Annotated in this window: 26 protein-coding genes; 16 read left to right on the forward strand and 10 right to left on the reverse strand. The window is 66.1% G+C overall.

The features are described 5' to 3' along the window. Positions 1 to 12 precede the first annotated feature (12 nt). Genes fdhF through DK847_RS04820 form a run of 3 tightly spaced genes read left to right on the forward strand, consistent with a single transcriptional unit; the run spans position 13 to position 3,958 of the window. Positions 13 to 2,892: a formate dehydrogenase subunit alpha gene (gene fdhF / locus DK847_RS04810; RefSeq protein WP_111196503.1), complete on the forward strand. Its 2,880-nt coding sequence runs from the start codon at positions 13 to 15 to the stop codon at positions 2,890 to 2,892. Beyond that, positions 2,889 to 3,728, forward strand: a complete 840-nt coding sequence (gene fdhD, locus DK847_RS04815; RefSeq protein WP_245414527.1) for a formate dehydrogenase accessory sulfurtransferase FdhD — start codon at positions 2,889 to 2,891, stop codon at positions 3,726 to 3,728. Before fdhF ends, fdhD begins: the two co-directional genes overlap by 4 nt. 26 nt (positions 3,729 to 3,754) lie before the next feature. Next, on the forward strand, positions 3,755 to 3,958 hold the full coding sequence (locus tag DK847_RS04820) for a formate dehydrogenase subunit delta (protein WP_245414528.1): 204 nt from the start codon (positions 3,755 to 3,757) through the stop codon (positions 3,956 to 3,958). A 137-nt stretch (positions 3,959 to 4,095) separates the two neighbouring features. Here the strand turns inward: DK847_RS04820 and DK847_RS04825 are convergent, their stop codons facing one another. Further along, entirely contained in the window at positions 4,096 to 4,560 is a 465-nt protein-coding gene (locus tag DK847_RS04825; protein WP_111196505.1) for a YcgN family cysteine cluster protein, read from the reverse strand. Positions 4,561 to 4,713: 153 nt separating this feature from the next. Between DK847_RS04825 and DK847_RS04830 the strand changes: the two genes are divergently transcribed. Genes DK847_RS04830 through DK847_RS04840 form a run of 3 tightly spaced genes read left to right on the forward strand, consistent with a single transcriptional unit; the run spans position 4,714 to position 8,183 of the window. Continuing rightward, positions 4,714 to 7,062 carry a transglycosylase domain-containing protein gene (locus DK847_RS04830; RefSeq protein ID WP_161957154.1) on the forward strand — a complete coding sequence of 783 codons (2,349 nt, stop codon included), beginning with the start codon at positions 4,714 to 4,716 and terminating at the stop codon, positions 7,060 to 7,062. Positions 7,063 to 7,065: 3 nt separating this feature from the next. Beyond that, on the forward strand, positions 7,066 to 7,617 hold the full coding sequence (locus tag DK847_RS04835) for a DUF1214 domain-containing protein (protein WP_111196507.1): 552 nt from the start codon (positions 7,066 to 7,068) through the stop codon (positions 7,615 to 7,617). Further along, the gene (locus tag DK847_RS04840; protein WP_111196508.1) at positions 7,614 to 8,183 is read left to right on the forward strand and encodes a hypothetical protein; all 570 of its coding nucleotides are present in this window, start codon (positions 7,614 to 7,616) and stop codon (positions 8,181 to 8,183) included. Before DK847_RS04835 ends, DK847_RS04840 begins: the two co-directional genes overlap by 4 nt. 55 nt (positions 8,184 to 8,238) lie before the next feature. Here the strand turns inward: DK847_RS04840 and DK847_RS04845 are convergent, their stop codons facing one another. The 3 genes from DK847_RS04845 to DK847_RS04855 form a co-directional block, all read right to left on the reverse strand. Next, the gene (locus DK847_RS04845; protein ID WP_111196509.1) at positions 8,239 to 8,442 is read right to left on the reverse strand and encodes a hypothetical protein; all 204 of its coding nucleotides are present in this window, start codon (positions 8,440 to 8,442) and stop codon (positions 8,239 to 8,241) included. A gap of 65 nt (positions 8,443 to 8,507) precedes the next feature. Then, complete coding sequence (locus DK847_RS04850; RefSeq protein ID WP_111196510.1) at positions 8,508 to 8,843, reverse strand: DUF1491 family protein; 336 nt, start codon at positions 8,841 to 8,843, stop codon at positions 8,508 to 8,510. Between the two features lie 4 nt (positions 8,844 to 8,847). After that, positions 8,848 to 9,504 carry a peptidoglycan-binding domain-containing protein gene (locus tag DK847_RS04855; RefSeq protein WP_111196511.1) on the reverse strand — a complete coding sequence of 219 codons (657 nt, stop codon included), beginning with the start codon at positions 9,502 to 9,504 and terminating at the stop codon, positions 8,848 to 8,850. Positions 9,505 to 9,693: 189 nt separating this feature from the next. On the opposite strand from DK847_RS04855, the gene DK847_RS04860 reads away from it, so the two are divergent. Continuing rightward, entirely contained in the window at positions 9,694 to 10,110 is a 417-nt protein-coding gene (locus DK847_RS04860) for a hypothetical protein (RefSeq protein ID WP_111196512.1), read from the forward strand. A gap of 53 nt (positions 10,111 to 10,163) precedes the next feature. Then, positions 10,164 to 10,616: a SufE family protein gene (locus DK847_RS04865; RefSeq protein ID WP_111196513.1), complete on the forward strand. Its 453-nt coding sequence runs from the start codon at positions 10,164 to 10,166 to the stop codon at positions 10,614 to 10,616. On the opposite strand, the gene DK847_RS04870 is transcribed toward DK847_RS04865, so the two are convergent. Continuing rightward, positions 10,577 to 11,110, reverse strand: coding sequence for a DUF6456 domain-containing protein (locus DK847_RS04870; RefSeq protein ID WP_111196514.1), 534 nt, complete (start codon positions 11,108 to 11,110; stop codon positions 10,577 to 10,579). The two genes, DK847_RS04865 and DK847_RS04870, sit on opposite strands and share 40 nt — an antisense overlap. Before the next feature lie 94 nt (positions 11,111 to 11,204). Next, positions 11,205 to 13,637, reverse strand: a complete 2,433-nt coding sequence (locus DK847_RS04875; RefSeq protein WP_111196515.1) for a sulfatase-like hydrolase/transferase — start codon at positions 13,635 to 13,637, stop codon at positions 11,205 to 11,207. A gap of 200 nt (positions 13,638 to 13,837) precedes the next feature. On the opposite strand from DK847_RS04875, the gene DK847_RS04880 reads away from it, so the two are divergent. Further along, positions 13,838 to 14,557: a hypothetical protein gene (locus tag DK847_RS04880; protein WP_111196516.1), complete on the forward strand. Its 720-nt coding sequence runs from the start codon at positions 13,838 to 13,840 to the stop codon at positions 14,555 to 14,557. On the opposite strand, the gene DK847_RS04885 is transcribed toward DK847_RS04880, so the two are convergent. The 3 genes from DK847_RS04885 to DK847_RS04895 all read right to left on the reverse strand — a co-directional run bounded on the left by DK847_RS04885 (position 14,558) and on the right by DK847_RS04895 (position 16,845). Beyond that, positions 14,558 to 15,061 carry a PAS domain-containing protein gene (locus DK847_RS04885; protein WP_161957155.1) on the reverse strand — a complete coding sequence of 168 codons (504 nt, stop codon included), beginning with the start codon at positions 15,059 to 15,061 and terminating at the stop codon, positions 14,558 to 14,560. Between the two features lie 103 nt (positions 15,062 to 15,164). Continuing rightward, the gene (locus DK847_RS04890; protein ID WP_111196518.1) at positions 15,165 to 15,569 is read right to left on the reverse strand and encodes a Ros/MucR family transcriptional regulator; all 405 of its coding nucleotides are present in this window, start codon (positions 15,567 to 15,569) and stop codon (positions 15,165 to 15,167) included. Between the two features lie 73 nt (positions 15,570 to 15,642). After that, a complete protein-coding gene (locus DK847_RS04895) occupies positions 15,643 to 16,845 on the reverse strand; it encodes a DUF2336 domain-containing protein (RefSeq protein WP_111196519.1) in 1,203 nt (400 codons plus the stop codon). A gap of 196 nt (positions 16,846 to 17,041) precedes the next feature. Here DK847_RS04895 and DK847_RS04900 point away from each other — a divergent pair, with 196 nt between their 5' ends. The 4 genes from DK847_RS04900 (at position 17,042) to DK847_RS04915 (ending at position 21,558) form a co-directional block, all read left to right on the forward strand. Further along, positions 17,042 to 19,129, forward strand: coding sequence for a S9 family peptidase (locus DK847_RS04900; RefSeq protein ID WP_111196520.1), 2,088 nt, complete (start codon positions 17,042 to 17,044; stop codon positions 19,127 to 19,129). A 154-nt stretch (positions 19,130 to 19,283) separates the two neighbouring features. Beyond that, positions 19,284 to 19,835 (forward strand): hydrolase, encoded by a 552-nt coding sequence (locus tag DK847_RS04905; RefSeq protein WP_111196521.1) that lies wholly within the window; start codon positions 19,284 to 19,286, stop codon positions 19,833 to 19,835. Positions 19,836 to 19,918: 83 nt separating this feature from the next. Then, positions 19,919 to 21,097 carry an acyl-CoA dehydrogenase gene (locus tag DK847_RS04910; RefSeq protein ID WP_111196522.1) on the forward strand — a complete coding sequence of 393 codons (1,179 nt, stop codon included), beginning with the start codon at positions 19,919 to 19,921 and terminating at the stop codon, positions 21,095 to 21,097. Continuing rightward, positions 21,094 to 21,558: a GNAT family N-acetyltransferase gene (locus tag DK847_RS04915; protein ID WP_425358681.1), complete on the forward strand. Its 465-nt coding sequence runs from the start codon at positions 21,094 to 21,096 to the stop codon at positions 21,556 to 21,558. The genes DK847_RS04910 and DK847_RS04915 overlap by 4 nt, the downstream gene beginning before the upstream one ends. An 89-nt stretch (positions 21,559 to 21,647) precedes the next feature. On the opposite strand, the gene DK847_RS04920 is transcribed toward DK847_RS04915, so the two are convergent. Then, the gene (locus tag DK847_RS04920; protein ID WP_111196523.1) at positions 21,648 to 22,385 is read right to left on the reverse strand and encodes a cupin domain-containing protein; all 738 of its coding nucleotides are present in this window, start codon (positions 22,383 to 22,385) and stop codon (positions 21,648 to 21,650) included. 94 nt (positions 22,386 to 22,479) lie between these two features. Between DK847_RS04920 and DK847_RS04925 the strand changes: the two genes are divergently transcribed. The 3 genes from DK847_RS04925 (at position 22,480) to ribB (ending at position 25,521) form a co-directional block, all read left to right on the forward strand. Then, positions 22,480 to 23,079, forward strand: coding sequence for a superoxide dismutase (locus DK847_RS04925; protein ID WP_111196524.1), 600 nt, complete (start codon positions 22,480 to 22,482; stop codon positions 23,077 to 23,079). A 71-nt stretch (positions 23,080 to 23,150) separates the two neighbouring features. Beyond that, positions 23,151 to 24,194: a dipeptidase gene (locus DK847_RS04930; RefSeq protein ID WP_193548177.1), complete on the forward strand. Its 1,044-nt coding sequence runs from the start codon at positions 23,151 to 23,153 to the stop codon at positions 24,192 to 24,194. A 49-nt stretch (positions 24,195 to 24,243) separates the two neighbouring features. Beyond that, positions 24,244 to 25,521: a 3,4-dihydroxy-2-butanone-4-phosphate synthase gene (ribB, locus tag DK847_RS04935; protein WP_111196526.1), complete on the forward strand. Its 1,278-nt coding sequence runs from the start codon at positions 24,244 to 24,246 to the stop codon at positions 25,519 to 25,521. The last annotated feature ends 21 nt before the right edge of the window (positions 25,522 to 25,542 follow it).

The following is a 25,542-nucleotide window of genomic DNA, read 5'->3' on the forward strand; positions in this document are numbered from 1 at the left end:
GAGCCACCTGAGATGACTCTGATCAAGGAAACCGACTACGGCACGCCCAAGTCCGCCGCCGAGAAGATGGTGACGCTCGAGATCGACGGCCAGGAAGTGACGGTGCCGGAAGGCACCTCCATCATGCGCGCCGCGATGGAGATGGGAACCAAGATCCCCAAGCTCTGCGCCACCGACATGCTGGACGCCTTCGGCTCCTGCCGGCTCTGCCTCGTCGAGATCGAGGGCCGCAAGGGCACGCCGGCGTCGTGCACCACGCCCGTCGCCCCCGGCATCAAGGTGAAGACCCAGACGCCGCGCCTCGCCCAGCTGCGCAAGGGCGTGATGGAGCTCTACATCTCCGACCACCCGCTGGACTGCCTCACCTGCGCGGCCAACGGCGACTGCGAACTGCAGGACATGGCCGGCGCCGTCGGCCTGCGCGAGGTGCGCTATGGCTATGAGGGCGACAACCACGTCTTCAAGAAGCGCGCCGATGGTTCGCAGAACATCCGCTACCAGCCGAAGGACGACTCGAACCCCTATTTCACCTTCGACCCGGCGAAGTGCATCGTCTGCTCGCGCTGCGTTCGCGCCTGCGAGGAAGTCCAGGGCACCTTCGCGCTGACCATCGACGGCCGCGGCTTCGACAGCCACGTCTCCGCCGGCATGGACGAGGCCTTCCTCGATTCCGAATGCGTCTCCTGCGGCGCCTGCGTACAGGCCTGCCCGACCGCGACGCTCTCCGAGAAGTCGGTGATCGAGATGGGCCAGCCGGAACATTCCGTCGTCACCACCTGCGCCTATTGCGGCGTGGGCTGCTCCTTCAAGGCCGAGATGAAGGGCGACGAAGTCGTCCGCATGGTGCCTTACAAGGACGGTGGCGCCAACGAGGGCCATTCCTGCGTGAAGGGCCGCTTCGCCTGGGGCTACACCACCCACAAGGACCGCATCACCACCCCGATGATCCGCGAGAAGATCACCGATCCGTGGCGCGTCGTGTCGTGGGAGGAGGCCATCGGCTACACCGCCAAGCGCTTCAAGGCGATCCAGGAGAAGTATGGCCGTACCTCGATCGGCGGCATCACCTCGTCCCGCTGCACCAACGAGGAAGTCTTCGTGGTGCAGAAGATGATCCGCGCCGCCTTCAAGAACAACAATGTCGATACCTGCGCCCGCGTCTGCCATTCGCCGACGGGTTACGGCCTGTCGCGCACCTTCGGCACCTCCGCCGGCACGCAGGACTTCAAGTCGGTCGACGAGGCCAATGTCCTCCTGCTGATCGGCGCCAACCCGACGGACGCGCACCCCGTGTTCGGCTCGCGCATGAAGAAGGCGATCCGCAATGGCGCCAAGCTCATCGTCGCCGACCCGCGCCGCATCGACCTCGTCGAGTCGGCCCATGTGAAGGCCGCTCACCACCTGCAGCTCAGGCCCGGCACCAACGTGGCGATCGTCAATGCACTCGCCCACGTGATCATGACCGAGGGGCTGGAGAAGCGCGACTACATCAACGAGCGCTGCGACCCCGTCGAATTTGCTCGCTGGGAAGCCTTCATCAAGGAAGAGCGGAACTCTCCGGAAGCGCTGGAAGAGATCACCGGCGTTCCCGCCGCTGAAGTCCGCGCCGCGGCCCGCCTCTATGCCACGGGCGGCAATGGCGCCATCTATTACGGCCTCGGCGTCACCGAGCACAGCCAGGGTTCCACCATGGTCATGGGCATGGCGAACCTCGCCATGGCCACTGGCAACGTGGGCCGCAATGGCGTGGGTGTGAATCCGCTCCGTGGACAGAACAATGTGCAGGGCTCCTGCGACATGGGCTCCTTCCCGCACGAGTTCTCGGGCTACCGCCATGTCGGCGACGACACGGTGCGCCAGATGTTCGAGACCGTGTGGCAGACCGCGCTCGACAACGAGCCGGGCCTGCGCATCCCCAACATGTTCGATGCCGCGGTCGAAGGCACCTACAAGGGCATCTTCGTCCAGGGCGAGGACATCGCCCAGTCGGACCCCAACACGAAGCACGTGAACCACGCGCTGGAGTCGATGGAATGCGTCGTCGTGCAGGACCTGTTCCTGAACGAGACCGCCGCCTTCGCCCACGTCTTCCTGCCCGGCACGTCCTTCCTCGAGAAGGACGGCACCTTCACCAATGCCGAGCGCCGCATCAACCGCGTGCGCATGGTCAAGGCACCGATGCAGGGCAAGCACGAGTGGCAGGCGGTCGCCGAACTCGCCACCGCCATGGGCTACCCGATGCATTACAATGATGCCTCGGAGATCATGGACGAGATCGCGCGCCTCACGCCGACCTTCGCCGGTGTCTCCTTCGAGAAGCTGGACCTGCTGGGCTCCGTCCAGTGGCCCTGCAACGACAAGGCGCCGGAAGGAACGCCGCTCATGCACATCGGCGGCTTCGTGCGTGGCAAGGGCCGCTTCGTCGTCACCGAATTCGTGCCGACGACGGAGCGCACCAACCGGTCGTTCCCGCTGATCCTGACGACGGGTCGCATCCTGTCGCAGTACAATGTCGGCGCCCAGACCAGGCGGACCGACAATGTCGCCTGGCACAAGGAGGACGTCCTTGAGATCCACCCGCACGACGCCGAGCTGCGCGGCATCAGGGACGGCACCATGGTGTCGATCTCGAGCCGCATCGGCGCCACCACGCTGAAGGCGAAGATCTCGGAGCGCATGCCGCAGGGTGTGGTCTACACCACCTTCCACCACCCGGTGTCGGGCGCCAACGTGATCACCACCGAGAATTCCGACTGGGCCACCAACTGCCCCGAATACAAGGTGACGGCCGTGCAGGTGAACCTCTCCAACCAGCCTTCCGACTGGCAGAAGGAGTGGGAGGAGCGCGAGGAAGAGAACAAGCGCGTCGCCCCCATGGTCGCCGCCGAATGAGCGACCGCCGTGCCATGAAGCGCCAGCGCCCCCCGGTCCATCCGGGGGACGTGGAGGCCTTGCGCACGTCGATTGCCGCCCACGGCATCCTCCACACGCTGGCGGGTGACGAGGAGACCATTTGGCAGGTGCCGGAGGAAGTGCCCCTCGCGGTGCAGTTCAATTCGCAGAGCTACGCCGTGATGATGGGCACGCCCGCCGACTTCGAGGACTTCGCCATCGGCTTTGCCATCGCCGAAGGCCTGATCGCCAAGGCCTCCGACGTCACCGCGGTCCTCGTCCTTCCGACCGAGCAGGGCTACGCGATCGACCTCTCGGTGCCGGAGGAGAAGATCAACCGTGACCGCATGGCGAAGCGCAGCCTCGAGGGCCGCACCGGCTGCGGCCTCTGCGGCATCGAGGACATGAAGGATGCGATCCGCATGCCTTCGCGCAGGCTGCCCGCGGTGGCGCTTTCGCCCCAGGCCGTGGCCCGCGCCTATGAGCAGCTTCCCGCCCACCAGCCGATGAGCCGGGTGAACCGTACGGTGCACGCCGCCGCGTGGTGCTCCGTGGACGGAGAAATCCTGCTCTCGCGCGAGGACGTCGGCCGCCACAATGCGCTCGACAAGCTGATCGGCGCGCTGGCCCGCGAGGGCCGAGACCTCGGACAAGGCTTCGTGCTGATGTCCAGCCGCTGCAGCTTCGAACTGGTGCAGAAATGCGCCATTGCGGGGATCGGGGCGCTCGCCACCGTTTCCGCCCCCACCGCCCTCGCGCTCTCACTGGCGCGGCAGGCCCACCTCAAGCTCGCGGCGCTTGCCGGCCGCGGCGTCATGATCTTCGACAGGGACTAGAGATGCAGCACCAGGACATGCTCCGGATGGCGAACCAGATCGCCTCCTTCTTCAATGGCTCCGGCCCCGAAGTGGCGGTGAAGGACGCCGCCGAGCACATCAACAAGTTCTGGGACCCCCGCATGCGCGCCGTGCTGGTGGCGCACCTCGACAAGGGCGGCGAGGGTCTGGACGCGACGATCGTGAAGGCCGCGAGCCTCATCAAGCGGCCGAAGCCGGCGAACGCGTGAGGCTGCGCCTGACCTTCGCTCTTTTTTGCCGTCACGTACCACCCAAAAACTTCGTCATCCCGGCGAAAGCCGGGACCCCGCTTTCTTGCAGAGCCAGTTGACGCAAAGCTGGGCCCCGGCTTTCGCCGGGGTGACGGTTAGAGTTTTTTCCGCTTCGCCTTCGGCAGCCGCCACAGGTGGTCGACCAGTTCCTCCACCGTGATCCCCTCCTCCGAATAGGCCTCGCCCGCGACCGTGATGCCGGCCTCGGTCACGGTCTCCTGCGTGCCTGACACCAGCGGGTGCCACCACGGCAGCTTCCTGCCCTCGTCCAGCAGGCGATAGGCGCAGGTGGCGGGGAGCCAGCCCAAAGAGCCGACATTGTCCGGCGTCAGCTGCACGCAGTCGGGCACTTTTGCCTGGCGGTTCGGATAGTCCGTGCAGCGGCAGGTGCCGAGATCGAGCAGCTTGCACGCGGCCCGCGTGTAGAGGAACCGGCCGGTATCCTCATCCTCCAGTTTGTTCAGGCAGCAGCGGCCGCAGCCGTCACAGAGCGATTCCCACTCGGCACGGCTCATTTCGGCGAGGGACTTGGTCTTCCAGAAGGGGGCAGGCTCGGTCATGGCCCCCAATGGCATGGAACCGACACCGAAAGTCAACCTTGTGCTGGCATGATGGCTGCCCGCTTGGTAGCTTTTCACCCGGTCCGGTTGGGCGGCGCGTTTTCGTCACAATCGGTCCCTAATCGGCGGCAAGGCTCGAGGTCGGTCAGAAGCGTGTCGAAACTTCCATCGCGTGAATCCCTGTGGGGGCGGCTCTGGCGGGCCGATGGCGCCGTCAGCACAGCCGTGTTCGAGACCTGGGATTTCCTCAAGCGCTCGCATTCGGCCTATCGCAGCTTCCTGGAGCGCTTCCGGCTGCGCGGGCTGAAGCGCGTCGTCATCGACCTCCTCGATGATGGCCTCACCTTCGGGGTGATGTTCTGCTTCCTGCTGCTGGCCTATGCGCTGCCGCCCTTCTCCGGAACGGGCGACGTGTGGAACCGCGGCCGCGAATATGCCGTCACCTTCACCACGGCCGATGGCGAGATCATCGGGCGGCGCGGCATCCGGCAGGATGACGCCATCCCGCTCGCCGACATTCCGCCCCACATGATCAAGGCGGTGCTGGCCACCGAGGACGCCCGCTTCTTCGACCATTTCGGCGTCGACGTGATCGGCACCTTCCGTGCCATCATCCAGAATGCGCGCGCCAATGATGTGGTGCAGGGCGGCTCGTCGCTCACCCAGCAGGTGGCGAAGAACCTGTTCCTGAGCCCTGAGCGCACCATCCGCCGCAAGGTGCACGAGGCCTTCCTGTCGCTGTGGATCGAGGCGCGCCTCTCCAAGGAAGAGATCCTCAAGCTCTATCTCGACCGCTCCTATCTCGGCGGCGGCGCCTATGGCATCGAGGCGGCCTCGCAGTTCTATTTCGGCAAGTCGGTGCGTGACATCACGCTGCCGGAATCCGCCATGCTGGCGGGCCTGTTCAAGGCGCCCACCAAATATGCCCCGCACCAGAACCTGGAGCTGGCGCGGGCACGCGCCAACACCGTGCTCTACCGCATGCTGGACGCGGGCTTCATCACCCAGGGCGAATTGCTGCAGGCGCGGCGCGAGCCCGCTACCCCCATCGAGCAGCGCATCTCCGACAGCCCCAACTGGTTCCTCGATTTCGCCTACCGCGACACGCTGGCGCTGATCGACCAGAAGGGCCTCACCGGCGATTATGTGCTGGAGGTGAAGACCACCATCAACCTGCCGCTGCAGACGGCCGCGCAGGCCATCATCAACGAGGAGGTGGCGGCGGCGCGCGAGCCCTACCACCTCACCCAGGGTGCGGCCGTGGTGATGGCCACCGACGGCGCGGTGCGCGCCATCGTCGGCGGCACGGACTACGAGGCCAGCCAGTTCAACCGCGCCACCGATGCGCTGCGCCAGTCGGGCTCGTCGTTCAAGCCATTCGTCTACATGGCCGCCCTGCTCAAGGGCTACAAGCCGAGCGACACGGTGGTCGACGGTCCGGTCGCGGTGGGCAACTGGGCGCCGCGCAACTACACCGGAAAATATGCCGGCCGCACGACGCTGACCAATGCGCTGGCGCACTCCTACAACTCGATCCCGGTGAAGCTGATGGTCGACATCGGCCGCACCGCCATCATCGAGACGGCCCACCTCGCCGGCATCAAGGGCACGCTGGAGACCTGGGCGCCCATGGTGCTGGGCACCAGCGCGCTGTCGCTGATGGACCTCACCACGGGCTACATCAGCTTCGCCTCGGGCGGGCTCGCGACCAAGCCCTACACCGTTCTCGAGATCCGCCGCTCCAACGGCGACGTGCTGTATGAGCGCGCGCGCGATTCGACCGATGCGCCGGTCCGCGTCTTCCCCGAGGAGACGGTGGCGGAACTCAACACCATGCTCAACGCCGTGGTCCGCCAGGGCACCGGGCGGCGCGCCGACCTCGCCTTCGAGCCGGCCGCCGGCAAGACCGGCACCAACCAGGGCTACCGCGATGCCTGGTACATCGGCTTCACCGGCAACAACGTGGCGGGCGTCTGGGTCGGCAATGACGACTTCACCCCGATGAAGGAAGTGACGGGCGGCCTCATTCCTGCGCCGATCTGGAAGCGGGTGATGATGGAGGCCGAGCGGGGCCTGCAGCCCGTGGGCTTCGCGGGCGTGCCCTATGACGAGTCATATGCGCTGGCCGCAGCACAGGCGCCCCAGCCCATCGCGCCCGAAACCGTCACCGACGAAACCGACCAGGCCCAGGGCGCAGACACCGACACCCAACAGGCCAGCGCCGGCACGGGCGACGTCAACGGCGTGCTGAACGGCATGTTCGACCTGTTCGAAACCACGCCGCCGGTGCGGCCCGCCGCCACGGCCGCGAAGGCCGCGCCGAAGACGCAGGAGGCGCTGGTGCTGCCCAAGGCCAATGTCGACGAGCCCACCTCGAAGAAGAAGAAGCGCAACTTCGTGGAGCAGATCTTCGGCGGCGACGAAAATCCGATCCAGGCCGACGAGGAGAAAAAGAAGAAAAAGAAGAAGAAGAAAAAGACTCTCTTCGACAGTATCTTCTGAACCATGCGGCGATTCATCTGGGCCACTGCTTATGTTGCATTCGGCGTTGCCGCCGGGTGCTTCAGCGCCTTCGCGCTGATCCAGTCGGCCGGCGTGGAGCCGGTGACGGGCGATGAGCCGTGGCAGAGCCGCACGGCCGCCATGGCCGGCCCCAATGCCTTCTACGTGCGCTCGCATTACCTGCTCGAGGGCCGGCTGCCGCCCGCCCCCAGCCAGCTGGGCGAGGCAACCACCGAAACCGACAGCAAGGGCCGGCCGCTCACCGGCGGCTGCAGCTATCTCATCACCTCCACCGGCCCGCTGCCGCGCTGGTGGAGCCTCGGCATCGTCGGGTCGGGCAGCGCCGGCGCGCCGCTGCAGACCACGGCCGACAGTGACACGGCAGTGCGCGAGGCCGATGGCAGCGTGCGGATTTCCGCAGCGCGCGACCCGCAGCCCGGCAACTGGCTCAAGTCGCCGGACCGCCGCAGCTTCACGCTGATCTATTCGGCGCTTGCCACGGGCACCAGGACGATCGACCCGCCCTTCGCCATCACGCGCGGCATCTGCTCATGAAGAAGCACCTGTTCTGGTTCCTGGTGGCGGTGGTGGCGGGTGTCATGGCGCACAGCGCCTTCGCGCTCTTCGTGCCGGGCTGGTGGTTCTCGCGCGAGGTGCGGCAGCTGGCGCGCGAGCACGGCAAGAACAGCTTCTTCATCCTCTCGCCGGAGGAGCAGGCCAAGCTGTTTCCGGGCCTGCCGCGCTTCGGCGTCACCGGCGTCTGCGTCTTCGACGTGGCCAAGGGCAATGTGACGTTCGCCGCCGACCTTCCGGACGGATTCTGGATCACCACCATCTATACCGACAAGGCGGAGGCGATCTATTCGGTGAACAACCGCCAGTCGGGCGCCAACAGCTTCACCGTCAGCCTGTCGCGCGCGCCGGGCCTGATCGAGCAGGTCATCAAGGCGACCGAGAAGGAAGCCATCGCCGAAATCGACTCCGGCTGGACCGTCAACTCGCCCGAACCGCGCGGGCTGGCCGTGGTGTGGTATCCAACGCCTGAAATCGGTCTGCGCACCCTCGCCGCCCAGCAGGTGGCAAGGTCGCGCTGCACGGCAGGGCCGGCGGGCGAAGGCTGATTTGTCCGTGAACGGATGATCCAGGGCCGCCGCTTCGGCTGGCCTCGATCCGGAATCACCAGAAGTCGATGTCCATCCGGGCGTTGGACACGTAACCGCTGCGCGCCGGCGGCAGGCGCTCGGCGAGGTCATACATGCGTTCGACCCGTACCCCCGTGAAGATCAGCACTTCGCCCGCTGCGCGCTGCGGTTCGCCAGTGGGTCGGCGGACGCGGTCCTGCGGGAAGTCGATGACGGTGCTTGTCCAACGGGCTTGCATGGCGCTGCCTTCGGGTTGCGGATTACTCCATGTGCCCAAACTTGCGCATCATGGTTAACAAGCCCTTAAGCGGTGATGGTGAGTCCTGCCAAGCCCTTTCGGTCCTCCACCTCGACGATCCACAGGTCGGGGTCGAAGCGCAGGCGGCGATCGAGCAGTGCCATGGCATCGGCAGGCGTCTGGGGCGGCGCGACTTCGGCAATCCAGCGCCTGTCACCCTGTTCGTCATAGGCTTCGCCCGGAGCGGGACCGAGCAGATGGCACGTGCCATCGAGGTGGTTGACGATGACGTGCACGGCACCCGCCTCTTCCGCGCCCTTCCTCACCACCGCGCCGAACACGCCCTCCACCATGCAGCGGCGGAGGAAGGCAGAGACCCAGATTGCCGATTTGAGGCGCAAGGCCTTACTGCACGGCTGCTTCGGACTGGCCGCTGACCCGCGCCAGTTCGGCGATCAGCTCTTCGCTCACCTCGCCGGTTTCCGGCATCTGGTGATCACGCTGGAAGGCGATGATGGCGTCGCGGGTTTCGCGCGTGAGTTCGCCATTGATCTCGCCCGGGCTGTAGGCGAGGTCGGCAAGCCCCGTCTGCACGCGGCGAATGGCGGCGCGCTGCTCCGCATCGGGCGCGGCCGCCACGGTGCCGGTGAACAGCGAGGCTTCGGACACCTCCCGGGTGAAGCGGATGTGCTCGGCGAGGTCGCTCGACGGCTGGCCGTCGGCCTCGAGGCCCATGGCCTTCTGATAGGCGGCAACGGCCTGGCGCGTCTTGCGGCCGTTCACGCCGTCGACCGGGCCCTTGTAATAGCCCGCCGACAGAAGTTCGCGCTGCACCGCCTCGACCACGGGGTCGAACTTGAGCTGGATGGTGCGGGCACCCGAAGGCGCGAGGTCGGCGGTTGTCTCGGCGGGGTCGGTGGCGGCCTGCGCCAGGCGGTGCGAGGCGTTCTGCCCGAACAATGCATTGCCCACGATGGCGGCCGACATCACGGCCGTCAGGGTCCATGCGGCGAGCGGCACGATCCTGACCCTGCGGCCGCCCTTCTCCACCTTCTCACGCATGACGCCGACCCGAATTCACTTTCACCGCTGTTGCCGCGAGCCCCGAACTTGCACCCATCGAGGTTAACGCGGCCTTTCCGGGCCACGCAGGGCGGAACAGGCCTTAACGCAAAATAAGCCCAGTCTTTTCACCGCCCGGTCAACTCTCGGGTGGTAAGGCGTCGAAAACACTGGAGAACACGGCAGGCGATGCGCCTCTTCCGAACCATCATTTTGCTCGGTGCCGCGGGGCTGCTGCTGCCTTCGCCGCCGGAGGAACTGGCGAAGGGACCCGATCCCGATTCGCCCAGCACGCTGGACATGCTGTCCTCCGCCGGCTCGGCGGCCTCCGACGCCTGGGGCTTCTGCAGCCGCCAGCCCGATGTCTGCGGCGTGGCGGGCTATCTCGGCGGCAAGCTGGAGGGCAAGCTGCTCTATTCCGCCTCCCTGCTGTGGGGCTGGGCGTGGGACGGCAAGCCGGCGGCGCCGGAGGACGGGGGCCCCCGGGCGATGATCACCGTCGAGGGCGAGGTGCCGCCGCCTGCAACGGACGAGCCGCAGGGAAAGTCGACGCTCAGCCTCGACGATCTGGTACCGCCCTGGCGGGGGCCGGCGAAACAGGGTTGAGCTTCACGGCCCCGCGGCCTATCTCAGGCGCGCAACTGGGAAAGCTCCGCGCCTTGACCGCCATTGATGACCTCCTCGCCGACTTCGACGTGATGGACGACTGGGAAGACCGCTATCGCCACGTCATCGAACTCGGCCGCGACCTGCCGCCCCTGCCCGATGCGGAGCACACGGCCGAGAACAAGGTGCGTGGCTGCGCCAGCCAGGTGTGGATCACCTCCTCGGTGTCCGGCACCCCGGATGATCCGGTCATCACCTTTCTCGGCGACAGCGATGCGCTGATCGTCAAGGGCCTCATCGCCATCGCCTTCATGATCTATTCCGGCAAGCCGGCACGCCAGATCCTGGCGACCGATGCAGGCGAGATCCTCGGCAAGCTGGGGCTCGCAGGGCACCTCACCCAGCAGCGCTCGAACGGCTTCGCCTCGATGATCCAGCGCATCAAGTCTGACGCCCAGGCCGCCCTTCACGGCGCGGCGCCGCCGCGGTTGAGCGACGGGCGGTAACCGTCAAGCCCCCAGCCGGTGAGGCCATCGCGCCTCGTCGCTTCCGCCATGCCATAGTGGCGGGCGAGGGCGTTGAGGGCGAGGCCCAGCACGGCACGGCCGCTGCGCGCCGGAAGCTCCAGCACGCGCTCGGCCTGCTCGATCCCGGCGGAAAGGCAGCACACCTGCGCCAGCATGGAGGCAAGCTCCGGCCCAACGCTGTCGAGCGCCGCGTGGTAGCGCTTGCGGGCGGCAATCGCCCCGTCGCTCAGTTCGGCGGCAGCCCCGGGTGAGCGGCAACCCGTGCCCGCAAGCTCCCAGTTGAGCGTGGTGCGGCGGGCCAGCATGGCGCGTTCGAAATCCATCCGCAGGCGTTCGCCCGCCAGGTATTGCGCTTTGGAAATCAGCGGCTTGCCATCCCTGCCGCGGCGGGCGCGCAGCCAGGTGAGCGGGCTTTCGGCATCATTGATGCGCGGGGTGGCGGAAGAGGCAAGTCCGGATGGCAACTCACACATTGACTGTTCTCCTATTGTTCCGTATACCTAGGACGGAATTCAAAAGGAATCAATACCTCCGAGAAGGATTTTTTGCGCGGCCGCGGTCGCTGCCCTACCTGCAGCCTTCGACGAAGGGGCCGGAGACCCAGAGCGAACCATTCTCATAGATGGTGGTACCGCTGTCGTCGGTGTAGCCGTGGGAGGCCTTGTCGGCGCTCAGCCGCGCGGTGGGCACCGCCAGATTGTTCACCTTCACGCTGCGGATGAACAGGTTGCGGTCTCCCGGATTGTCGGGGGTGCCCCAGAGATCGTTGACGAAGCGGATCTCGATGGCCTGCGGGCTGGTGCCGGCAGGAAGATCGATGGCAAAGGGCCTGGTGCTCGCGGCTGCCGCCTTCATCTCGGCCACGGACTCCGCGCCCGTCGCGGCGCGGCTCGCCAGTCCCGGAACGTCCACCGACGTGACCCTCTGTCCATCGACATAGACCTCGAAACGGGGTGGGGCCAGATATTGCGTGCCGCCGGCCTCGACCACCAGCGAGTCAATGGCGCAACCGGCCGGGGCCTTGGCGCCATCGTCGATCAGGCGCGCGATGCGGCGCTTCTGCGACTGCACCCAGCCGGCGATGGGCTGCAGCAGGGCCGTGGCGTCGCTGCTGCCCTCGACGTAGAGGTTCTTCGCTTCGCCCGGGTCCGCCGCGAGGTCATAGACCTCGATGGCCCCGGTGTTGGCATTGAACATGACCTTGCGGTCGCCCTCGCGGTAGCCGAACTGCACGCCGCGCCAGGGGGCGAAGAAGAAGGTCTTGTCGGGCCTGTCGCGGCTGAACAGGCTGCGCCCCTGCCACTGCCCGGGCATCTTCAGCCCGAGAATGTCGAAGATGGTGGGCGCAATGTCGATGACGCCGCCCACCTTGCCATCGGTCTCGCCGTGGAACAGGTGGCGGTTGATCATGATCAGCGGGATATGGACGTTCTCGTCATAGATGGCGCTGGCGTGGCTGTAGGTGCCGTGCTCGCCGAAGGCCTCGCCATGGTCGCCCATGATGACGACCAGCGTCGAGTCGAGCCTGCCGGTGCGCTTCAGGTCGTCCAGCACCTTGCCCAGGGCCAGGTCGCCGATGCGGAGCGCGTTGAGGTAGGAGTTGAACTTCTCGTCATCCGAATAGTGGACGAGTTCCATGGCCTTGGCATCGCCGGTCTTGGCGGGGTCCTGCTCGGTGAAGGTCACCTGGTAGGGGTAGTGCGTCATGGCCGTGAACATCATCGCGAAGAAGGGCTTCTGCGAATCCTGGTTGATCCAGTCGACCGTCTGCCCGGCGGTGCACAGGTCGTTGTTGTAGTCGGCGTTCTGCCAGTCCTTGGTGCTCAGCCGGTAGGTGGGCAGGTCGCAGACCTGGCCGCGGAAATCCTGGATCGCATCGAAGCCCTTGTTGAGCAGGAACTCGTCGACCCGCTGGAAGCGCGAATCCGCGCTCCAGAAGAAGCCGGTGCGGAAGCCGTTGCGCGCCAGCATGTTGGACAGCGAGTCGAGCCGCAAATAGGGATTGCTGCCGGTCATGCCGTGATAGGAGATGTCGTTGTACATCGACGCCAGCAGCGAGAACATGGTGTAGTTGGTCGATGGCGCGTGGGCGTAGATCTTGCTGAAGCGGATGGACTCCGCCGCATAGCTTGCGATGGTGGGCGTCACCGGATACTTGCCGCCGTAGGTCTCGACGTATTTCGCCGGCACCGACTCCATGATGTAGAGCAGCACGTTCTTCACCGGGTTGGGCGTCGGGGCCACGAAGGTCGAGCTTTCCGGCGGCCGCTCTTCGACGCTGGCAACGTCCGGATCGTTTGGATCGGCGGGCATGGTCAGCACCACCGGGGTGGGACTGAGCAGGGCCGACTCGACGAAATGCACCACCGGATTCTGCAGCTTGTTGACCGGCAGCGCGCTGGCCTCCACGTGATAGCCAGAACCGACGGCGGCAATCCCGACACCGAGAACGACTGCGCCCAGTGCAATGCGATGGCCCGTCGCGCCCAGGCCGTGCCACAGCCGGGCCGCGCCGAAGCCCAGCGCCAGCACCGCGACGATGGCCCCGGTGAGGATCGAGAAATCACGCAGGTTGAAGGCGTCCGACATGGCGTTGCGGGCATCGGCGTTCTGCAGGAAGTCGCCATAGACCAGCCACTGGAAGGTGAAGGGCTCGCCCAGCACCCGGACGAGGTTGATGTTGGCGAAGCCCCAGGCCAGCGCCACCGCCAGGGTGACGTAGAACAGCACCGCGACCAGGCCGCGGGCCAGCCGGTTCCGCCGCAGGAGCGCCAGGAGCGCCAGCGCCACCGCCGTCACCGAGGCGATGAACACGAGATCATAGAAACTGGCGGCAATCCCCGCCGGCACCGACTGGATCAGGCCCGCCGCATCGTCCGGCGGTGCGATGATGACACCGCGGTAGGCCGACAGCACGAGCCATGCCAGGACGCCGGTGCAGATGAACTGCAGCGACATGTGGCGGGCACGGCGGTCGGGAGATGGGGATTGGCCAGTCATTCATCAGCCTTCGCTTGCTGCCCGGAATGTAAGGAGCCGCTGCTTGGGTGCAAAGCATTGCGGTCAATCTCCGTTAATTGCTTGCCGGGGTGTACCCTCACCGGTCCGCGTTCTGCGACCCAGTGTTGCAAACCATTTCACGAGCCCCTATGCTCTCCCCGCCGAAGAATGCTGAGGTTGCAGGGAGTTAGGGGCACACCATGACAGGACCGAACCCGCAGGCGGAATACCTTGAGCTGAGGCGACTCCCGGAGAGCGTGCTGATCGCCCTCCTCTCCGTGGCGGCCGTGCTGGTCGTGGTGCACAGCGTGGTGAACTACTGCTGGGTCACCCAGGCCTGCGGCCCGCTGACGGCGCTCGACAACGCGTATGGCTACCTGTTCAACCTCAGCAACGAGACCAATGTGCCGACGTGGTTCTCGATCATCATCCTGTTCCTCGTGTCGCTCTGCACCCTGCCGATGATCCTCGATTGCCGGCGCAAGGGCATTCCGGCGCTGGGCTGGTGGGGACTGTTCTTCATCTTCCTGCTGCTCTCGCTCGACGAGGAATCGGACCTGCATGGCATGCTGAAGGGGCTGGTGAAGGACCCCGGCTCGTTCGGCCTGCACAATGCGCTGTTCGCCTGGGTCATTCCCGGCGCGGTGATCGTGCTGGTGGTGGGCCTTGTCTATCTGCGCTGGGTGTGGCGCCTTCCGGCGCGCACGCGCTGGCTGATCATCGCGGCCGGCGTGCTCTATGTGGGCGGCGCCCTGGTGATGGAACTGCTGGGCGGCATGATCGCCGACGACACCTACATGAAACCCGGTTACCTGGTGGTCTCGACGCTGGAGGAGTCCCTCGAAATGACCGGCGTGGTGGTGATGATCTATGCCCTGCTCGATTACGCGCGGCAGCTCGGCATCGCGTTCCGCTTCTAGCTAGCCGGCGCTGGCCTGGCGCTGCTCGTCCTCGAGGCCGGAGAGGAAATAGTCGAGCCCCAGGATCATGCGGATGCCGGAACCGCTGGCGGCGGCGAGCGGCAGGCGGATCCAGTATTGCACCAGGTGTTCCTTGTTCACCCTGGGGCCGCGCACGATGCCCTGGGTCGGCTTGCCGTCGACCGCGGTGTGGCGGTAGGCTGTCATCCAGTAGTCACGCTTGGGGCCGAGGTCGAGATCGTCGATCATCAGGCCGGTGATCTCGCGGTCGAAGACGTCGCGCAGCCTGGTGCCGGCCAGCCGGATGCGGGAGGCCTCCAGCCGGTCGCTCACGTCGATCAGGCTGATATAGGGAAGCAGCCTCGGAATGTCGGCGGGGTTGATGTCGGACCGGCCGGGCAATGCGCCCTTTGCAGCCCGCGACAGCCAGTAGTCATAAAGCTGCCTTTGCTCGGGCACCACCAGCTGTGCCCTGAACGCTATGTTGACCGAACCTGTAGCCAACGCCGCCCCTTGCGAATCGATGCCCTGCCCAAACGAGTCGTTTATGAATCGTGAACGGCTGATCCGCAAGAGTCAGGCACGGCAAAATCCTTGATACGATCGCTCAGCGTGCCTTGCGCTGCCCGAGCCCCATGTTCTTGGCCAGCTTGGAGCGCGAATTGGCATAGTTCGGCGCCACCATGGGATAGTCCGCCGGCAGGTTCCACTTCTCGCGATACTGTTCGGGCGTGAGGTTGAAGTGGGTGCGCAGGTGGCGCTTCAGCGACTTGAACTTCTTGCCGTCCTCGAGGCAGATCAGGTAGTCCGGCGTGATCGACTTCCTGACGTTCACCGCCGGCTTCGGCTCATGGGCGTCGTCCTTGCGGGCCGGCGTGCCGGCAACCTGTTCCAGCGCCTTGTGCACTTCGGTGATGAGCCTTGGCAGGTCCGCCTGTTCCACCCCGTTGCGCCCGACATAGGCGGCCACGATCTGGGCTGCCAGTTCGATGAGCGAGGTCTTGTTGTCCATGTGCGGCCGGCCTTCCCGATTCAGGCCATAGTGTTTAGGCGAGCGCCGCGGCTTCAACAAGGCCCGGGCGGCGTCAGGCGGGCTGGACATAGGGCCCTGCCCTGCGGGCGAACCAGTCCCAGTAGATCAGCAGGACCCGCGCCTTGCTGAAGGACAGCGCATCGAACACCGCCTTCAGCTCCGCCTGCGGGCGGTCCTCACGCAGCAGGCCGGTGCCGGTGCGGATGCGGTCCAGCGCCTCGTCGAAGCGGGCGCGGCTGAGCCCCAGGGCCTTCAGCAGCACCACCAGCGCCTCGCCCTCGGCATCGGCGAAGATGCGTTCCACCGTCTCCACCTCGGCGCCCGCAAGCCCGGCGAGGCGGCGCACCGTCAGGTCGCGCTTGCCGGTGAACAGGGGCCCGAGTGCCGCATCGAAATCGGCGGCGGAAACCGGCCCCTCCGGCAGCGCCGGCGCCTGGGTGGCGGCGGTCCCGATCGACAGGATGCGGCCGAGCGTGACGGAATCCGACAGGAAGCGCGCGGTAATCACCCGGCGCAGCTCCGGCGGCAGCCGCCAGAACAGGTCGAGCGCCACGGCGAGAGGCAGGTCGGTGCGCATGGCCAGCGGCGCCTGCAGGCCGGGATGCTCCCCCGCCAGCCGCGAGATGCCGAGAAAGGCCTGGAACGACAATTCGGCGCCCGGGTTGCGCAGCAGCGCCAGCAGGCTCAGTAGGTCACCGGAGGCCACGATGTGGTCGGCCAGCGCCGATGACACGCTGCGGCGCTTGGCGAGCAGGCGCAGCCGCTCCGGCCCGGCGCCCCCGTGGCAGGAGGCGAGCAGGTCGCCCTCGGCGACATGGGCGCTGCGCTCCAGCACCACGCCGCCCACGTCCGGCCGCGGGTCCCGCACCAGCCGCGACACCAGGAGGGCGGGCGGCGAATCCATGGCGGCGATGCGTTCGGCCAGGGTAACGAGGCTCCGATGGGAGAGGCGGGGCAGCAGCAGGAGCAGCGTATCACCCGCGAGGCTGCGCTCCTGTGGCGGCAGGTCCACCGCGCCCCACATGATGTCGAGCAGCGCCACCGCGGCATCGCCGGCATCGGCCGGAGGGGGCGGCGTGGCGGGCGGGGGCGGCGCAGGAGCCGGGCCCGCCAGCGGCGATTCCGGCTCCCCGGGCCCTTCGGGCATGGTGCCGGGAGAGGCCCGGCGCAGCCGGGCCGTGAGCAGCCGGAAAGACTGCACCGTCCCGCGGCGCGGGGATGGTTCTCCTTCCAGGATGGGCGCTTCGGGCTGCATGTGATCCTCGCCCGCCCACTCAGCACCCGAGACTTGAGGATTTTGTTAAAACTTGAGGTTTTGTCTTTCGCCACATCCGGCGACGTGGCGGCATGCTTAACCGGAGCTTTCCGCCGGCGGCCGCTACGGGCAGGAGCTTCACTTTTGGCCGGCGATCGCCCACATTGCCGGGCGAAACGAGCCACGAAAGCTGATCATGACGAATATCCCGAAGCCGCCGCGGGCGGAAAAGCGCCCGCGCGTGGAAACCTGGCACGGCTACGAAAAGCGCGACGACTATCACTGGCTCAAGGCGCCGAACTGGCAGGAGGTGATGCATGATCCCTCCGTGCTGCCGGCCGAGATCCGCGCCTTCCTCGAGGGCGAGAACGCCTACCACGAAGCCGTCATGGCCGACACCGTGGCGCTGCAGGATAAGCTCTTCGCCGAGATGAAGGGGCGCATCAGGGAGGACGATTCCTCGGTGCCCGCCCCCGATGGCGCGTGGGATTACTATTCGAGCTACGTCACCGGCGGCCAGCATCCGCGCTATTGCCGCAAGCCGCGCGGCAAGGACGGGCCGGAACAGGTGCTGCTCGATGGCAATGAACTCGCCAAGAGCCGCGACTACTTCCGCTTCGGCGGCATCGACCTCTCGCCGGACCAGGGCCTCATCGCCTGGTCCTTCGACGGCAATGGCTCGGAGTTCTACGAGCTCCATGTGCGCGATGCCGCCACGGGCGCCGAGCACAAGGACGTGCTGGAGAACACCGCCGGCGAGGCGACATGGACCGCCGACGGCAAGAGCTTCTTCTACACGCTGCAGGACGAGAACCACCGGCCGCTCAAGACCTTCCGCCATGTTCTGGGGACGGAGCAATCCGCCGATGAGCTGGTCTACGAGGAGAAGGACACCGGCAAGTTCACCGGCCTGGGCAAGACCAATTCGGAGAAGTGGATCACCATCGACATCCACGACCATGACACCTCCGAGATCTGGCTGATCGACGCGGAGAAGCCGGACGCGAAGCCACACCTCGTGGCGCCCCGCGTCGAGGGCCTCGAGTATGACATCGAGCACAGGGGCGGGCAGTTCATCATCCGCACCAACGAGGGCGGGGCCGAGGACTACAAGCTGGTCACGGCACCCGTCTCGAACCCTGCCAGGGAGAACTGGGCCGACCTGATCCCGCACCGGCCCGGCATCTTCATCGTCTCTTACATCGTGCTGAAGGACTGGCTGATCCGCATGGAGCGCGAGAATGCGCTGCCGCGCATCGTGGTGCGCAACATGACGAGCGGCGAGGAACACGCCATCGCCTTCGCCGAGGAGGCCTATTCGCTGGGCTTCGGCGAGATGCGCGAGTTCGACACCGACACGCTGCGCTTCACCTATTCCTCGCCCACCACGCCGGCACAGGTCTTCGACTACGACATGAAGACCCGCACGCGCGTGCTGCGCAAGACGCAGGAGGTGCCGAGCGGGCACGACCCGTCGCACTACGTGACGCGCCGCCTGATGGCGCCCGCGCATGACGGCGAGACGATCCCCGTCACGCTGCTCTACCGCAAGGGCACGAAGCTCGATGGCTCCGCCCCCCTGTGGCTCTATGGCTATGGCTCCTACGGCATATCCATTCCGGCGGGCTTCAACACCAACATCCTGTCGCTCGTCGACCGCGGCTTCATCTATGCCACCGCGCATATCCGCGGCGGGCAGGAAAAGGGCCGCCGCTGGTACAAGACCGGCAAGATGGAGATGAAGCAGAACAGCTTCCGCGACTTCATCTCGGTTGCCGAATTCCTGATCAGGGAGAACTTCACCCGCAAGGGCAACATCGTGGCGCAGGGCGGCAGTGCCGGGGGCATGTTGATGGGGGCTGTCGCCAACATGGCGCCGGACCTGTTCCGCGGCGTGATCGCGGAGGTGCCTTTCGTCGACGTGCTGACCACCATGCTCGACGACACGCTGCCGCTGACGCCTCCGGAATGGCCCGAATGGGGAAATCCGATCGAGTCGAAGCAGGCCTACGAGAACATCATGGCCTATTCCCCTTATGACCGGGTGGAGGCCAAGGCCTATCCCAACATCCTCGCGGTCGGCGGCCTCACCGACCCGCGCGTCACCTACTGGGAGCCGGCCAAGTGGGTGGCACGCTTGCGTGAACTGAAGACCGACGACAACCTGCTGCTGTTCAAGACCAACATGGGTGCCGGCCACGGCGGCGCCTCGGGCCGCTTCGACCGGCTGAAGGAAGTGGCCTTCGTCTATGCCTTCGGGCTGAAGGTGGCGGGGCTGGCTTAGTCGCATTGAGTTTCCCTCCCCCTTGTGGGGAGGGATCAAGGGTGGGGTTGGCGCCGGGTGACGGATGTATGAGTTCGGCCACTGGCATCACCCCCACCCCTACCCCTCCCCACAAGGGGGAGGGGAAACATGATCGATATGTGAGAACACGCCGATGCTCGTCGAAACCCAGAAATCCACCCTGCTCCTCGTGGACATGCAGGAGCGCCTGCTGCCCGCCATGACGGGCGGCGCGGAGGCGGAGGCGCGCTGCGCGATCCTGCTCAAGGCGGCGAAGGCGCTCTCGGTGCCCGTCACCGTCTCCGAGCAGTACCCCAAGGGCCTCGGCCGCACCGTGCCGGGCCTTGCCGCCGAAATCGGCAATGCGCCGGTCTTCGAGAAGACCGCATTCTCCTGCTGGCGCGACCAGGGGCTGAAGGACCACCTGATCGTGCACCACGAGGCGGGCCGGCCGCTGGTCATCCTCGCGGGGATCGAGGCCCATGTCTGCGTCATGCAGACGGCGGCTGATCTCTCGGCTGCCGGATTTGGGGTGATCGCGGTGGCGGATGCCATGGCCTCGCGCGCGGCCTCATCCCACAACCTGGCGCTGGAGCGCATGCGCCAGCACGGGGTTCAGGTGGTGAACACCGAAATGGTGGTGTTCGAACTGCTGGGCCGGGCCGGGACGGCAGAATTCAAGGCCCTGTCGGCACTTGTGCGCTGAGCGCAAAGTGATCCGTCATTTCGCCGAATTGACAATTCCATCGGGCGTTGCTCTCTAGGCCGCCAGAAAAGGGGAGTTTCACGATGGCTGCTGCCGAATTCAACTGGGAAGACCCGCTCGACCTCGAATCCCAGCTCACCGACGAGGAACGCATGATCCGCGACGCCGCCCGCGCCTTCGCGCAGGACAAGCTGCTGCCGCGCGTCAAGTCCGCCTTCCGCGACGAGCGCTTCGACCGCGAGATCATGAACGAGATGGGCGAGATGGGCTTCCTCGGCGTCATGACCTCCACCGATTTCGGCGGCTCGGGGCTGGGCTATGTCGCCTATGGCCTGGTGGCGCGCGAAGTGGAGCGCGTCGACTCGGGCTACCGCTCGGCCATGAGCGTCCAGAACTCGCTCGTCATGCACCCGATCGAGGCCTATGGCTCCGACGCCCAGAAGAAGAAGTATCTGCCCAAGCTCGCCACCGGCGAATGGGTGGGCTGCTTCGGCCTCACCGAGCCCGATGCCGGCTCCGACCCCGGCGGCATGAAGACCCGCGCCAGGAAGGTCGATGGCGGCTACGTGCTGAACGGCGCCAAGATGTGGATCTCCAATTCGCCGATCGCCGATGTCGCGGTGGTGTGGGGCAAGACCGAGGACGGCACCATCCGCGGCTTCATCGTGGAGCGCGGCATGAAGGGCTTCTCGACGCCCGTCATCGAGGGCAAGATTTCGCTCCGCGCCTCGATCACCGGCGAGATCGTGCTCGACAATGTGGAAGTGCCGGATGCCAACATGCTGCCCAACGCCAAGGGCCTGGGCGGCCCCTTCGGCTGCCTCAACAAGGCGCGCTATGGCATCGCCTGGGGCGTCATGGGTGCGGCGGAAGACTGCTGGCACCGCGCGCGGCAATACACGCTCGACAGGAAGCAGTTCGGCAAGCCGCTGGCGGCGAACCAGCTCGTCCAGAAGAAGCTCGCCGACATGCAGACCGAGATCGCGCTGGGGCTTCAGGGCTGCCTGGCGCTGGGCCGCGGCCTCGAGCGCGGCACGGTGGCGCCGCCGGCCATCTCGCTGATGAAGCGCAACAACTGCGGCAAGTCGCTGGAGATCGCCCGCATGGCGCGCGACATGCACGGCGGCAACGGCATCTCGGAAGAATATCACGTCATCCGCCACATGGTGAACCTCGAGACGGTGAACACCTATGAGGGCACCCATGACGTCCATGCGCTGATCCTGGGCCGCGCCCAGACGGGCATCCAGGCCTTCCAGTGACCACCGTCATCATCACCATCGCCGACCCGGCACATCCGCCGGTTCGGGCGATGGTGGAGGAACTCGACGCCTATCTCGTGCCGCTCTACCCGGCCGAGTCGAACCACCTGCTCGACATCGAAACCCTGCGCCAGCCCGAGATGCGCTTCTTCGCCGCCCGCCGTGGCGAAGAGGTGCTGGCCATCGGCGGCTGCTGGCTGCATGGCGATTATGCCGAGGTGAAGCGCATCTACGTGACGCCTGCGGCCCGGGGGCTCGGGCTGGCGAAGCGCATCATGCAGCGGATCGAGGACGAAGCGCGCGGCTGCGGACGGATGATCGCAAGGCTCGAGACGGGCATTCACCAGCCGGAGTCGCTGGGGCTTTATCGTCGCCTTGGTTACGTGGACCGCGGCGCATTCGGAGATTACCCGGCGGATGATCCGAACAGCGTGTTCATGGAGAAGGTGCTCTCTGCCTAGAGCCGTCATCCCGGCGAAAGCCGGGACCCCGCTTTCTCACCGCATATGTTGAACCAAAGCTGGGCCCCGGCTTTCGCCGGGGCGACGGTTCAGGGGGATGGCTGGAAGATCACGAAGATCTTCCTCAGATACCCTTCCGACTTCCAGCTGTTCGGCGTGCCCAACGGCACGAAGAAGGTGTCGCCCGCCTTGAAGCGCTGGGTCACGCCCTTGTCGTCCTCGAACTCCACGCTCCCTTCCAGCAGGCACATCAGCTCATGGCGCGGGAAGTCGATGAGCTTGCGGTGATAGCCCGTCGTGTCCCACACGCCGATGTTCAGCTGCCCGGTGGCATCGCTGAAATAGTCATGCGCGTGCTGCGTGGGCACGGGTGACAGCAGCATGGCAGCGGCAGGTGGTGTCGACGGGGCAAGCTTCACCGCGGGGTCGATCTTGATGGTGTGCAGCGGCCCCTGGTTCTTCAGCCCGGAGGCATCTTCGAAGATGACGAAGAACTTCTTCACATGCCCCGGCTGCGTCCAGCGGCAGCGCAGGCCCTTGGGGATGATGAAACTCTCGCCCGCCCTGATCGAGACCGTGCGGTCTTCCTCGACGATCACCACCTCGCCCTCGAGCACGGTCATGAACTCGTTCACCGGATAGTCCAGCCAGCGGCTCTCGTTCGCCCCCTGTTCCCAGACGCCGGCAGAAAGCCCCAGCGCCTTGTCCTCGAACAGGGTGAGGCCGTTGTGCTTGCGGGTGCCCGCAACGATCTCCTCGGCGGGGAAATCCTCCCACGGCACGAGGGGCGCATTGGGGTCGAAGGGGATGATCTGCGGTTTTGCCATGAATTCACCTCACGCAACTGATCCTAGCGGGGTTCCTTGCACGTTCAAGCGGCACGGACTAGATAGTGCCGACAGCTTTTGAGGAGGAACGACAATGGCTCTCGAACTGCCCGCCCTGCCCTATGCCTATGACGCGCTCGGCCCCTACATGTCCAAGGAGACGCTTGAGTACCACCACGACAAGCACCACATGGCTTACGTGACCAACGGCAATGCCGCGTTGAAGGACAGCCCGCTGGCCGACAAGTCGATCGAGGAGATCTGCAAGATCGCCTATGCCGACAAGATCGCGCCGCTCGTCAACAACGTGGGCCAGCACTACAACCACCTCCACTTCTGGAACTGGATGAAGCCCAACGGCGGCGGCAAGAAGATCCCCGCCCGCCTGCAGGCTGCGATCGACGCCGACCTTGGCGGCTATGACAAGATGCGCACAGACTTCATCCAGGCCGGCGTCACCCAGTTCGGTTCCGGCTGGGCCTGGATCGCCAAGAAGGATGGCAAGCTCGCCATCATGAAGACCGCCAATGGCGAAAACCCGCTGATGCACGGCGCCTCGCCCATCCTCGGTTGCGACGTGTGGGAGCACAGCTACTACATCGACTACCGCAACCTGCGGCCCAAGTATCTGGAGGCCTTCGTCGACAACCTGGTCAACTGGGATTACGTCGACGAGATGTTCTCCAAGGCGTGATCGCCTGCTAGAGTCCAGGACAACGAACGGCCGGGTTTCGCCCGGCCGTTTTCTTAGCGAGGGATGATATCTTGGTTCCAGTCTTCGACGGCCACAATGACGTGCTGCTCCGCCTGTGGAGCAAGAAGGGTGGCGACCCGGTCGCCGACTTCCTGAACGGCGACACGGGCGGCCATCTCGACCTGCCGCGCATGATCAAGGGCGGCTTCCAGGGCGGCTTCTTCGCCATCTTCGCGCCGAGCCCCGAAGACGCCGACCTCGACGACGACGAGGACATGAACCCGCCTCCCGCCAACACCGTTGGCCAGATCGGCGCGCTCAACGCCACGGTCGGCATGGCCTCGCTGCTCTACCGCATCGAGGAACGCTCCGAGGGGCGCTTCAAGGTCTGCCGCACGGTGGCGGACATCCGCGAGGCGGTGGCCGCGGGCAAGGTCGCCGCGATCTTCCACATCGAGGGAGCGGAGGCGATCGACCCCGAGCTCAAGTCCCTCGACATCCTGCACCAGGCGGGGCTGCGCTCACTGGGCCTGGTGTGGAGCCGCGACAATGCCTTCGGCCATGGCGTGCCCTTCCGCTTCCCGTCCTCGCCCGATACGGGCCCGGGCCTCACCGAGGCCGGAAAGGCGCTGGTGCGGCGCTGCAACGAGCTGAAGATCATGGTCGACGTCTCGCACTTGAACGAGAAGGGCTTCTGGGACGTGGCGCGCCAGTCCACCGCGCCCATCGTCGCCACCCATTCCAACGCCCATGCGCTGTCCAATTCCTCGCGCAACCTCAGCGATGACCAGCTGAAGCTCATCGGCAAGACCGGCGGCATGGTGGGGCTCAACTTCGCCAATGGCTTCCTGCGCGCCGACGGCCGCTGGCAGAGCGAGAACGGGCTCGACACCATGCTCCGCCACCTCGACCACCTGATGAAGATGGCGGGCGAGGACCATGTGGGCCTCGGCTCCGACTTCGACGGGGCGCGAATCCCCTCGCAGATCGGCGACGTCACCGGCCTGCCCCGGCTGGTCGAGGCCATGGCGGCGCATGGTTATGGCGAAGAGCTCGCCCGCAAGCTGTGCTCCGGCAACTGGATGCGGGTGCTGGAACGCACCTGGGGCGCATAACCGCAACAGGGCTTTGCAGAAGGCTATTAGCGGTGCTAATAGCCTCTCCATGAAACTTTCCGAGTGGCTCGCTAATAGCGGCACGTCGCAATCCGAACTGGCACGCCGGCTGGGGGTCACCCAGGGCCGGGTGTCGCAGCTCGTGGCGGGGGCACTCCCCTCCCTCGATCTCGCCAACAAGATTGCCGCCGCCACGGGCAACAAGGTGCGCGCAACCGATTTTGGAGACCAGACCATGCCGAACCAGCAGAAGCTCGACCTCGTCGAGGATGCGATCAAGGCCATTGCCGCCGGCGAAATGGTGGTCGTCGTCGACGATGACGACCGCGAGAACGAGGGCGACCTGATCGGGGCGGCCGCCAAGATCACGCCGGAGCAGATGGCCTTCATGGTGCGCCACACCTCCGGCATCGTCTGCACGCCGATCACCGCGGAAGACGCCAAGCGCCTGAAGCTCGACCCCATGGTGGCGCTCAACGATGCGCCGATGGGCACCGCCTTCACCGTCACCATCGACTACAAGGAAGGCCTGACCACCGGCATTTCCGCCAAGGAGCGCGCCGCCACCTGCCATGCACTCGCCAACCGCAACGTGGTGGCCGATGACTTCGTGCGCCCCGGCCACATCTTCCCGCTGGTTGCCAAGTCCGGCGGCGTGCTGATGCGCTCGGGCCACACGGAAGCGGCCGTCGACCTCGTGAAGCTTGCGGGCCTGCACCCCGCCGGCGTGATCTGCGAACTGGTGAACGACGACGGCTCGGTGAAGCGGGGCCCGCAGGTCATGGCCTTCGCGCGCGAGCACGGATTCAAGATCATCTCGGTCGCCGACCTCATCGCCTATCGCCAGCGCCGCGAGCGCCTGGTCGAGCAGACCGCGCAGTTCGACGTCGAGACCGCCATCGGCAAGGCCCGGGGCTATTCCTTCGTCACCCCCTTCGACCAGGTGGAACAGCTGGCGCTGGTGTTTGGCGACGTGTCGTCCGGCAAGGCTGTCCCGGTGCGGCTGCACCGCGAGAACGTGCTGGAGGACGTGTTCGGCACCCGCACCACGCTGAGCAAGGTGTTCGAGGTGTTCAAGCGTGAGGGTGCGGGCATCCTCGTCTACCTGCAGGAGGGTGCTGCCGGTGTTCCGGCAGGCCAGCTCGCCCAGGAGAAGACGGGAAGTGCCGCCCAGCGCCAGCAGTCCTGGCGGGACGTGGGGCTCGGCGCCCAGATCCTGCGCGACCTCAATGTCAGCTCGATCCGGCTCGTCTCGTCCTCGAACCGCCATTACGTCGGCCTCTCCGGCTTCGGCATCGAGATCGCCGAGACGATCAAGCTCGACTAAGCCCGCGCGCCCAGCCTAAGT

Origin of the sequence: Aestuariivirga litoralis (assembly GCF_003234965.1) — a bacterium.
Classification (GTDB): Bacteria; Pseudomonadota; Alphaproteobacteria; order Rhizobiales; family Aestuariivirgaceae; genus Aestuariivirga; species Aestuariivirga litoralis.

Coding starts and splice junctions, on each gene's coding strand:
- DK847_RS04895 (WP_111196519.1), bottom strand. CDS start 16,845: ATGCAGCCCGAAGCGCCCATCCTGGAAGGAGAACCATCCCCGCGCCGC.
- DK847_RS04890 (WP_111196518.1), bottom strand. CDS start 15,569: ATGGACAACAAGACCTCGCTCATCGAACTGGCAGCCCAGATCGTGGCC.
- DK847_RS04840 (WP_111196508.1), top strand. CDS start 7,614: ATGAAGAAGCACCTGTTCTGGTTCCTGGTGGCGGTGGTGGCGGGTGTC.
- DK847_RS04925 (WP_111196524.1), top strand. CDS start 22,480: ATGGCTCTCGAACTGCCCGCCCTGCCCTATGCCTATGACGCGCTCGGC.
- DK847_RS04900 (WP_111196520.1), top strand. CDS start 17,042: ATGACGAATATCCCGAAGCCGCCGCGGGCGGAAAAGCGCCCGCGCGTG.
- fdhF (WP_111196503.1), top strand. CDS start 13: ATGACTCTGATCAAGGAAACCGACTACGGCACGCCCAAGTCCGCCGCC.
- DK847_RS04905 (WP_111196521.1), top strand. CDS start 19,284: ATGCTCGTCGAAACCCAGAAATCCACCCTGCTCCTCGTGGACATGCAG.
- DK847_RS04920 (WP_111196523.1), bottom strand. CDS start 22,385: ATGGCAAAACCGCAGATCATCCCCTTCGACCCCAATGCGCCCCTCGTG.
- DK847_RS04910 (WP_111196522.1), top strand. CDS start 19,919: ATGGCTGCTGCCGAATTCAACTGGGAAGACCCGCTCGACCTCGAATCC.
- ribB (WP_111196526.1), top strand. CDS start 24,244: ATGAAACTTTCCGAGTGGCTCGCTAATAGCGGCACGTCGCAATCCGAA.
- DK847_RS04835 (WP_111196507.1), top strand. CDS start 7,066: ATGCGGCGATTCATCTGGGCCACTGCTTATGTTGCATTCGGCGTTGCC.
- DK847_RS04860 (WP_111196512.1), top strand. CDS start 9,694: ATGCGCCTCTTCCGAACCATCATTTTGCTCGGTGCCGCGGGGCTGCTG.
- DK847_RS04820 (WP_245414528.1), top strand. CDS start 3,755: ATGGCGAACCAGATCGCCTCCTTCTTCAATGGCTCCGGCCCCGAAGTG.
- DK847_RS04875 (WP_111196515.1), bottom strand. CDS start 13,637: ATGACTGGCCAATCCCCATCTCCCGACCGCCGTGCCCGCCACATGTCG.
- fdhD (WP_245414527.1), top strand. CDS start 2,889: ATGAGCGACCGCCGTGCCATGAAGCGCCAGCGCCCCCCGGTCCATCCG.
- DK847_RS04870 (WP_111196514.1), bottom strand. CDS start 11,110: ATGTGTGAGTTGCCATCCGGACTTGCCTCTTCCGCCACCCCGCGCATC.
- DK847_RS04855 (WP_111196511.1), bottom strand. CDS start 9,504: ATGCGTGAGAAGGTGGAGAAGGGCGGCCGCAGGGTCAGGATCGTGCCG.
- DK847_RS04825 (WP_111196505.1), bottom strand. CDS start 4,560: ATGACCGAGCCTGCCCCCTTCTGGAAGACCAAGTCCCTCGCCGAAATG.
- DK847_RS04845 (WP_111196509.1), bottom strand. CDS start 8,442: ATGCAAGCCCGTTGGACAAGCACCGTCATCGACTTCCCGCAGGACCGC.
- DK847_RS04880 (WP_111196516.1), top strand. CDS start 13,838: ATGACAGGACCGAACCCGCAGGCGGAATACCTTGAGCTGAGGCGACTC.